This window comes from Mesorhizobium sp. M7A.F.Ca.US.005.03.2.1, from assembly GCF_003997795.1.
In the GTDB taxonomy this organism is placed as follows: Bacteria; Pseudomonadota; Alphaproteobacteria; order Rhizobiales; family Rhizobiaceae; genus Mesorhizobium; species Mesorhizobium ciceri.
Genome location: NZ_RZRP01000179.1, coordinates 1 through 8,873, shown reverse-complemented (window position 1 = coordinate 8,873; position 8,873 = coordinate 1). Strand labels below are relative to the sequence as shown.

The following is an 8,873-nucleotide window of genomic DNA, read 5'->3' as shown; positions in this document are numbered from 1 at the left end:
GTGTAGATCGGCAGCAACAGTCCGAGCGCGAACACCCAGGCATTCGAGACGGATGGCCACACGCCGGCGCCTGCGTCCCCGGAATAGTTCTTGAAGGTGAAGAGACGGCTGAAATCCCAGGTCTCAGCGGAAGCCAGGCAGACGATGGCGATCAGGATCGAGCCGAAGAAGATGAGATAGCCCGAGAAATCGGTCAGCTTCGCCGTCAGCTTGATGCCGAGATGGTTGATCAGCGCCTGCGCGCCGGTGATGATGATCAGAAAGATCATCTGGTTTGTCAGCGTGCCTTCGATTCCGAGCGTCGGGCCGAAAGCGCCGATGAAAAACGTCCAGGTGCCGACATTGATGGCGCCGAGCACGGTGATCAGGCCGAGCAGATTGAGCCATGCGGTGACCCAGCCGGTGCCGCGGTTGCCGAGGATCGAACCCCAGTGATAGAGGCCGCCGGCCGTCGGATAGGCCGAGCTGATCTGCGACATGGCGACCGCAAAGGTCAGCGAAACGAAGCAGCCGACCAGCCAGCCGATGCCGATGCCGATGCCGCCGGCGCCGGAGGTGGCCTGGGCCAGCGAATTGATGCCGCCCGACAGGATGCAGATGATGGAGAAGGAAACGGCGAAGTTCGAAAAGCGACTGAGGCGCCGCTCCAATTCCTGGGCATAGCCCATGCTGTGGAGGTGCTTTACGTCCTCCGCCTTGTCAACTTCAGTATAACCCGGTGCTGCCATTTTAGTGTCCCCTGTTGGTTTTCGGGTCGGGATGAGATCCCGCCCTAGCTAGCCGATTGAACTGACTTTCCGACTGAATGCGATCTGGTGTGTCCGGCCTCCTCTGGCTCCAGATCCGAAAAAATGCCCGTGAGCAGATCCGCCCATTTCCGCTGCCCGGTCTCGCCGGCGATTTCGTCATTGCGGATTTCGATCATCGCGCAGGGCAGTCCGCGCGGGCGCGCATGCCGTTCCAGCGTGAAATAGACTCGGTCATCAGGTGAATACGGCTCGTTGACCCCGACGGTGACACCGGAAAGCCGCTTCAGCGCCGATATCAGCGGCGCCGCCAGCCGGCGATCCTCGTCATGGATGATGCCGATATGCCAGGGCCGGTTGCGGCCCTTGTATACCGGCGTGAAGGAATGGACCGAAACCAGCCGCGTTTCCTGACCGTGTGACAGCCTGTGGCTGATGATATCCGCAATCGTATCGTGGAAAGGGCGCCACGAAAGCGCGACACGCGCGGCACGCTCACTTTCCGACAGGCCGGCATTGCCCGGTATGGCCGTTGTCTCACTGACCGGCGGCACCAGGTCGGGCGCGTCAAGCGGCCGGTTGCAGTCGATGACAAGGCGCGAAATGCGGGTTTCGACCAGCGTCGCGTCGAGCGCCTGCGCCATGCGGCGGGCAACCGGCAGCGCGCCGGGATCCCAGGCGATGTGGCGCGACAGGTCCTCGACAGCAAGGCCGAGCGTGCCGAATTCGGCGGGCAGGAAGTTCGAGGCGTGATCGCAGGTCAGCACGAAAGGGCTTGATCCGCCGGGGTTCGTCACCCTTACGGTATCAGACGATGCAAGGCTGGCGGGCCGTGCTTTCTCCATACTCTGCCGTCCCCGGGGAGCGCTGTATCGTATGTTACGTATTTTGCCTCATTGCGTCCCTGTGGATGATTTCATACAGTTTGTCCGGCTTTGTCAAATGCGATTTCGGAAAAGACCATCGACCGAGCCAAGGGTGGGGAAAAGATGATTTCCAACATTGCCGAACTGATCGCCGACCGCATCGGCACGATGCCGGCCAGCGAACGGCGCGCGGCCCAGACACTGATTGCCTTCTACCCGATGATCGGCTTGAAAACGGTCGCTGAATTCTCGGCCGCAGCCGGCGTTTCCTCGCCGACGATCCTGCGTTTCGTCGCCCGGTTGGGCTTTCAGAACTATCCGGAGTTCCAGTCGAGCCTGCAGGACGAACTGGCGGCGCAACTGCAATCGCCGGCGACAAGGACGCTCAATCCGCCCTCGCCCGGCGGCGGGACCGTGTCGCCGATGCTGGAAGCGACGCTCGACAATATGCGCGAGACATTCAGGCACCTGTCCGACAAGCAGCTTGCCGACATCGCCGCCCGGCTAGCGGACCGGCGCGGCAAGACCTTCCTGATCGGCGGCCGCTTCACCGATCCGCTGGCGCGCTACATGGCCGCCCACCTCGCCATCATCCAGCCGGATGTCTTTCACCTCGCCGGGCAGGAAAGCATGTGGCGTGACCGGCTGATCGACATGGGCAAGCGCGACGTGCTGGTCATCTTCGACATCAGGCGCTACCAGGACAGCCTCCTCCGCTTCGCCGAGAAGGCGCATCAGCGTGGCGTGCAGATCGTGCTGTTCACCGACCAGTGGCTGTCGCCGATCGCCCGCCTTGCTCGCCATGTCATCGCCGGACGAACCGCGGTGCCGTCGGCATGGGATTCATCGGCGGCCCTTTTCGTCGTCGCCGAAACGCTGATCGGCGCCGTCACCAGGCAACTGGAAGCAGAAGGCGCCAAACGCATTCGCGAGATGGAAAGTCTGCGTTAGTGCATATGCGATGATCCGAAGCGTTACGCATATTTTCTCAAACGTTACATATATTTAATATGCGCAGCCCCCGGAGAATTGTCATAAAGACGCGATATCGAGACGGCTTCTTTGCCTTACAATAGCCTCGCTGCGTCTGCTTCATTTCGGGAAACCGGTAGACGGAAGGATTGTTTTACCAACCGGAGTGCTGATGGCCGCCTGGAAACAGATACTTTTTGCATTCGTGATGCTGGTGGTGGCGGCAGCCGCCTGGCTGCGCTTTTATCCCGGCGCACCGGACGTGCTGGCACGTTGGGGCATCGACTGGGCTTACGCGGCAACGCCCCCGGCTGAAACCGGTGCCGCCAACGCGAGGCAGGCAAACGGCCGCAACGGCAACCAGCGGGTGAACGTGGTCGCCTTGGCGGCCACTTCGGCTGTTATCAACGACCGCCTGCAGGCGATCGGCACCGGCCGTGCCAACGCCTCGGTGACCGTCAATCCTTACAGCTCCGGCCGCCTCGCCGAACTGCTGGTCGAATCCGGCAGCCATGTCGAAAAGGGACAGATCCTCGCCACCCTCGATTCCGAGACCGAAGTGATCTCTCAGGACCGTGCCAAGCTCGCCTTGCAGGATGCTCAGTCCAAGCTCGACCGCGTCAAGTCGCTGCGTGCCTCCAATGCCGCGACCCCGGTAGCCGTGGCTGACGCCGAGGTGGTGCTGGCGGGCGCCAAGCTGGCGCTTCAGGACGCGGAACTTGCACTGCAGCGCCGGTCGATCCTGGCGCCGATCGCCGGCACCGTCGGCATCCTGCCGATCTCGGCCGGCAATTACGTCACCAACCAGTCGGCCATCGCCACGCTCGACGACCGGTCCTCGATCCTGGTCGATTTCCTGGTACCCGAGCGCTTCGCCGCCGCCGTCAAGGTCGGTGCGCAATTGACGGCGACGCCGATCGCCAATCCCAGCAACGCCTATAGCGGCACCGTTTCGGCCATCGACAACCACATCGATGAAAAGAGCCGCACCCTGCTGGTCAAGGCCAAGATCGCCAACCCGGCCGATTCGCTGCGCGCCGGCATGTCGTTCGGCATCACCATGAAATTTCCGGGGCAAACCTATCCGGCCGTCAGCCCGCTGGCGATCCTGTGGGGGTCGGACGGCGCCTATGTCTGGCAGATCGAGGATGGCAAGGCCAGGCGGGTCCCGGTGCGCATCATCCAGCGCAACACCGAGACCGTGCTGATCGACGCCGAGATCGACAATGGCGACATGGTGGTCACAGAAGGCACCCAGAGCGTCAGCGAGGGCGGCGCGGTTCGCCTTGCCGGCGAAGAGCAGCGCGCCGCGGACGCCGCCGCAGGCTCATGACCGGAACCATCAACACCGCCAGCGAGACCGGCTTCACCGCCCTGTTCATCCGCAGGCCGGTCATGGCCTTCGTGCTCAACACGCTGATCGCGGTCGCCGGCCTGGCCGCTTTCTACGGCGTCGAGATCCGCGAACTGCCTGATGTCGACCGCGCGGTCGTCACTGTTTCCACCACCTTCGAGGGCGCGGCGGCCGAGACCGTCGACCGCGAACTGACCGACACGATCGAGGGCGCCGTCGCCCGCGTCTCAGGCGTCAAGTCGATCTCGTCGTCTTCCTCGTTCGGCTCGAGCCGCGTCACCATCGAGTTCAACGACGGCGTCGATCTGAATGTCGCCGCCTCGGACGTGCGTGATGCTGTCGGCCGCGTCGCCAATCAGATGCCCGACACCGCCGATCCGCCGCGCATCGTCAAGGCCGACGCCAATTCCGACGCGGTGATGCGACTGGCGGTGACCTCGGACAACATGTCGATCCAGGACATGACCGTGGTGGTCCAGGACCAGATCGAGGACGAGCTTGCCGCCGTGCCCGGCGTTGCAGACGTCCAGGTCTATGGCGACCGCGACAAGATCTTTCGCATCGATGTCGACCAGAACAAGCTGGCCAGCCTCGGCTTCACGGTTGCCGATCTCAGGGCCGCCCTTGCCTCGGTCGCTTTCGATTCCCCTGCCGGTTCGATCACCACGACCAACCAGGACCTGATCGTCCGCACGACTGCCGACGTGACCACGCCGGAAGAGTTCGAAAACATCATTGTCGGCGGCACGACGCGCATCCGCGACGTCGCCACCGTCACGCTCGGTCCCGACGTCGGCCAGACCACGCTGCGCTCGGACGGCAAGACCGGCATCGGCATCGGCATCATCCGCCAGGCGGAATCGAACACGCTGGACATCTCGACCGGTGTCCAGGCCGCCGTCGCCAAGCTGCAGGAAAACCTGCCCAAGGGCATGTCGATCAAGATCACCAGCGACGACGCCGTCTTCGTCAAGGGCGCGGTGCACGAGGTCGAGATCGCACTCGGCCTGTCCGTGACTATGGTGCTGATCGTCATCTATGTGTTTCTCCTCGACTGGCGCGCGACGCTGATCCCCGGCCTGTCGATGCCCGTCGCCATGATCGGCACCATCGCTGCCATCTATCTGGCCGGCTTCTCGGTCAACATCCTGACCCTGCTCGCTCTGGTGCTGGCGACGGGACTGGTCGTCGACGACGCCATCGTCGTGCTCGAAAACATCGTGCGACGACGCAATGAAGGCATGGGGCCCCGCGCCGCCGCCGTGCTTGGCGCGCAGGAAGTGTTTTTCGCCGTCATTGCCACCACCTTGACGCTGGTCGCCGTCTTCGTGCCGATTTCGTTCCTGCCCGGCCAGACCGGCGGCCTGTTCCGCGAATTCGGCTTCGTGCTTGCCATGTCGGTGCTATTGTCCTGCGTTGTGGCGCTGACGCTGTGCCCGATGCTCGCCTCGCGCATGCTGACCAGCGCATCGCTCCACCACGAAGGGGGCCATGGCATCGGCGCCCGCATCGGCGGCGCGCTCAGTACGGCCTACAAGCGCGGCCTACACGCCTGCCTCGACGCGCCATGGATCGTGCTTCTGGTCGCGGTGCTGTTTGCCGGCACCGCCTTCACGCTGTTCGGCACCATCCGCCAGGAGCTGACGCCGACCGAGGACCGCGCCGCCGTGCTTCTGCGCATCAGCGCCCCGCAAGGCGTCAGCCTCGACTATACGACGCAGCAGATGCAGAAGATCGAGAGACTGATCCAGCCGATGCGCGATTCCGGCGAGATCCGCTCGACCTTCGAGAATGCCGGCCAGAACGGCTCCTACAATTCCGGCTTCATGGTGATGACGTTGGCGCCGTGGAACGAGCGCAGCCGCAGCCAGCAGGAGATCATGGCCGAGATCAGCCAGTTGACCAGGCAGGTTCCGAGCGTGCGCATCTTCCCGGTACAGCCCAACAGCCTCGGCATCCGTGGCGCCGGCAACGGCCTGCAGTTCGCGCTGGTCGGCAACGACCGCAAGGCGCTCGGCGACGCAGCCGTGAAGATCATCGCCGAGATGCAGAAGGACGCGCGCTTCCAGACACCGCGCCTGTCGATCGACCCGACGCAACCGCAGCTCGCCGTGGCCATCGACCGCGAGCGCGCCTCCGACCTCGGCATCGACATATCGGGACTGGCCAACACCTTGCAGGCCATGCTCGACGGCAACGATGTCGTCGACGTCTACATCGCCGACCGCAGCTACGGCGTGAAGCTGGTCTCGACCACCAATCCGATCAACGATCCGACGGATCTGGAAAACATCTTCCTGAAAACATCAGACGGACGTTTCGTGCCGATGTCGACCATCGCCACGCTGACCGAACGTGCCGTACCGCCATCACTGTCGCGCGAACAGCAGCAGCCCTCGGTGGCCATCACCTCCAACCTCAGTGGCGACTTCGCACTTGGCGACGCGCTCACCCGCGCCGAGGAGATCGCCACGCCGCTGCTGCCGCCAGGCAGCCGCATCTTGCCGCTGGCCGAGGCGGCGACGCTGGGCGAAACCAACAGCGCCATGATCACCATTTTCGGCTTCGCGCTGGTCATCATCCTCCTGGTGCTGGCCGCCCAGTTCGAAAGTTTCGTCAGTGCCGTCATCATCATGGCGACGGTGCCGCTCGGACTGGCCTGCGCGATTTTCGCGCTTCTGCTCTCGGGCACCAGTCTCAATGCCTACAGCCAGATCGGCCTGGTGCTTTTGGTTGGCGTCATGGCCAAGAACGGCATCCTGATCGTCGAATTCGCCAACCAGCTGCGCGATCGCGGGCTTGGCGTGCGCGAAGCGATCGAGCAGGCCTCGATCATCCGCGTGCGGCCGGTGATGATGACGATGATCTGCACCGTGCTCGGCGGCTTGCCGCTGGTGCTGGCGAGCGGCGCCGGTGCCGAGGCGCGCGTCGCGCTCGGCTGGGTCATCGTCGGCGGCCTGGGGCTGGCCACCGTCTCGACACTGTTCCTGACGCCGGTCGCCTATCTCCTGCTTGGCCGCTTCGTCACGCCGAAGACCCATGAGGAAGCGCGACTGAAGCGCGAGTTGGAGGAAGCCGCCTACACCAATGTGGAACCGGCGGAGTAAAGAAATCCAGGGAAAAGTGTGTAGCGGTTTTCCGTCCGGAATTTCGTAAGAAAAATAGTTCCGCCTATCTCAAGAACCGGCCTTCGATCGACCAGCGCGCGGCGAGGAAATTCAGCACCGCCGCCACCACGACACCGGCGATCTTTGCCGGCCACACTCCGGCGATGCCGGCAAACAGCGCGATGGAGAGGCTGGAGACGCCGAGCGAAATTAGCCCTCCAAGCGAGGCGAAGCGAAGGAATGCGTCACGCAGCCGGATGGCTCGATTGCGCTCGAACGACCAGAAGCCGTTCGCCGCGAAGGAAAAGGTGACGGCGATGAACCAGGCAGCAACGTTGGCCGGCAGCGGCGAAGCACCGAGCTTGAGCAGCAGGAAGAAGCTGGCAAGGTCGATGGCTGTGTTGGCCAGTCCGACAATGGCAAAGCGGACGATCTTGTTGCCGGTCGAACGCGGGGGCCGCTCGGCGTCGTTCATCCCCTGCCATCCATGATTGCGACATTGGCGCGGGCCAGGCTGGCTCCGAACGCGTCCGATGCCAGGGCCGCGAATTCGACCTCGCGCACACCTTGCATCGTGTCGCGCGCGCGCAGCGTCTCGTCGACATGGCCGGGATGGCACATGAACAGCCCTTGTTCCGGCAACCCTTCGACGGCGGCCTGCAGAACCGCAGTGAACTTTTCGGGCTGCCGCCAGTCATAGATGCCGGCGAGCGGCTGGAAAACGATGAAGCCGGCGCGCTGCATCGAACGGTTGAACCCGGCAGCGAGCGCGGCAATCGCGGCGACCTTCGACCCTGCGGCCAGCGCCGGGCCGCCGCGTAGGGCCGGCCTGTCGGCGCCTTCTGGAAACCGCGCGCGCAGCCATGTGCGCACGACGGGAAGGAAATGCACATGCTGATGCCCGTCGACGAAATCGGGGCGGCGGCCAAGCGCCTCGACGAAGCGGCTGTACTGGGCGTCAAGCTCGGCATGAACATGGCGCTCGCCGATGCGGCCGCGCAGAACAGGCAAGGCCAGTGCGCGGAGCGGTGGCAGCCGGCCTTCCGGCGCCAGGCTCGACCGGCCGGTAATGGCCAACTGGTCGGTCAAGGTGAGATGCAGCCCGACCGCGGCCCGGCCGCACAGCGGTTTTATGCGCGCTGCCTCCGCTTCCCATTCCGGAAACCCGGTCATGCAGCTGGTGCCGGTCAGCCTCCCGCGATCGAGCAGGTCGAGAATCGCGGCGGAAACGCCGGGCGCCAGGCCGTAATCGTCGGCGATCAGGCGGATGCGCCGCGTCATCTGTTCGAAGTGCCCGGCTCCGGCCGATCGGCGGGGGCCACGCTGCGCACGACGTCGCGCACGAGATAGACCGGGCGATCCTTGCTCTCGCTGAGCGTGACCCAGACGTATTCACCGATCAGGCCAAGCAAGGTCAGGTTGAGGCCGCCGAGCAGGACGACGGCAACCAGCAGGCTGGGGTAGCCCGGAACGGCAATGCCGTAGAAGATCACCTCGAAGAGCACCTTGGCGCCATAGAGCGCACCGGCCAACGCCGCGAGCAGCCCGCTGAGGCTGATGAGACGCAAGGGAATGACGGAAAAGGAAGTAAAACCTTCGAGCGAGAAGGCGATCAGGTTGAGCCGGCTCCATTTCGACGTGCCGCTGGCGCGGCCTTCCGGCGAATAGGGCAACGCCTTCTGGCGAAAGCCGGCCCAGGCAAACAGGCCCTTGTTGAAGCGCCGCTTGTCGCGCAGGCTGGTCAGCGCGCGCGCCACGGCGCCGCGCATGACGCGAAAGTCGCCGGCATTTTCGGGAATATCGAAACGCTGGCTCGAGTTGATCAGGC

General features: G+C 64.1%; 7 protein-coding genes and 1 pseudogene. 3 read left to right on the top strand and 5 right to left on the bottom strand.

What is annotated here, in order from left to right; genetic code table 11:
- Window positions 1-728: amino acid permease (locus tag EN991_RS12705; protein ID WP_127368875.1), on the bottom strand; the 728-nt coding region annotated here is incomplete at its 3' end.
- A 44-nt stretch (window positions 729-772) separates the two neighbouring features.
- A complete protein-coding gene (locus tag EN991_RS12700) occupies window positions 773-1,591 on the bottom strand; it encodes an N-formylglutamate amidohydrolase (RefSeq protein ID WP_127366004.1) in 819 nt (272 codons plus the stop codon).
- Window positions 1,592-1,735: 144 nt separating this feature from the next.
- On the opposite strand from EN991_RS12700, the gene EN991_RS12695 reads away from it, so the two are divergent.
- The 3 genes from EN991_RS12695 to EN991_RS12685 all read left to right on the top strand — a co-directional run bounded on the left by EN991_RS12695 (window position 1,736) and on the right by EN991_RS12685 (window position 7,045).
- Window positions 1,736-2,563, top strand: a complete 828-nt coding sequence (locus tag EN991_RS12695; protein ID WP_013529679.1) for a MurR/RpiR family transcriptional regulator — start codon at window positions 1,736-1,738, stop codon at window positions 2,561-2,563.
- Window positions 2,564-2,756: 193 nt separating this feature from the next.
- Complete coding sequence (locus tag EN991_RS12690) at window positions 2,757-3,917, top strand: efflux RND transporter periplasmic adaptor subunit (RefSeq protein ID WP_127368874.1); 1,161 nt, start codon at window positions 2,757-2,759, stop codon at window positions 3,915-3,917.
- Complete coding sequence (locus EN991_RS12685) at window positions 3,914-7,045, top strand: efflux RND transporter permease subunit (RefSeq protein ID WP_127368873.1); 3,132 nt, start codon at window positions 3,914-3,916, stop codon at window positions 7,043-7,045. Before EN991_RS12690 ends, EN991_RS12685 begins: the two co-directional genes overlap by 4 nt.
- Before the next feature lie 64 nt (window positions 7,046-7,109).
- Here the strand turns inward: EN991_RS12685 and EN991_RS12680 are convergent, their stop codons facing one another.
- From EN991_RS12680 to EN991_RS12670, 3 genes and pseudogenes are all read right to left on the bottom strand, one after another.
- On the bottom strand, window positions 7,110-7,520 hold the full coding sequence (locus EN991_RS12680; RefSeq protein ID WP_013529676.1) for a GtrA family protein: 411 nt from the start codon (window positions 7,518-7,520) through the stop codon (window positions 7,110-7,112).
- A complete protein-coding gene (locus tag EN991_RS12675; RefSeq protein WP_127368872.1) occupies window positions 7,517-8,326 on the bottom strand; it encodes a ChbG/HpnK family deacetylase in 810 nt (269 codons plus the stop codon). The genes EN991_RS12680 and EN991_RS12675 overlap by 4 nt, the downstream gene beginning before the upstream one ends.
- A pseudogene (locus tag EN991_RS12670) lies at window positions 8,323-8,873 on the bottom strand (glycosyltransferase); the annotation flags it as partial. The pseudogene EN991_RS12670 and the gene EN991_RS12675, both read right to left, overlap by 4 nt.

Excerpts from the sequence above, each read along its gene's own strand:
- EN991_RS12700 (WP_127366004.1), bottom strand. The coding sequence starts at position 1,591 with ATGGAGAAAGCACGGCCCGCCAGCCTTGCATCGTCTGATACCGTAAGG.
- EN991_RS12695 (WP_013529679.1), top strand. The coding sequence starts at position 1,736 with ATGATTTCCAACATTGCCGAACTGATCGCCGACCGCATCGGCACGATG.
- EN991_RS12690 (WP_127368874.1), top strand. The coding sequence starts at position 2,757 with ATGGCCGCCTGGAAACAGATACTTTTTGCATTCGTGATGCTGGTGGTG.
- EN991_RS12685 (WP_127368873.1), top strand. The coding sequence starts at position 3,914 with ATGACCGGAACCATCAACACCGCCAGCGAGACCGGCTTCACCGCCCTG.
- EN991_RS12680 (WP_013529676.1), bottom strand. The coding sequence starts at position 7,520 with ATGAACGACGCCGAGCGGCCCCCGCGTTCGACCGGCAACAAGATCGTC.
- EN991_RS12675 (WP_127368872.1), bottom strand. The coding sequence starts at position 8,326 with ATGACGCGGCGCATCCGCCTGATCGCCGACGATTACGGCCTGGCGCCC.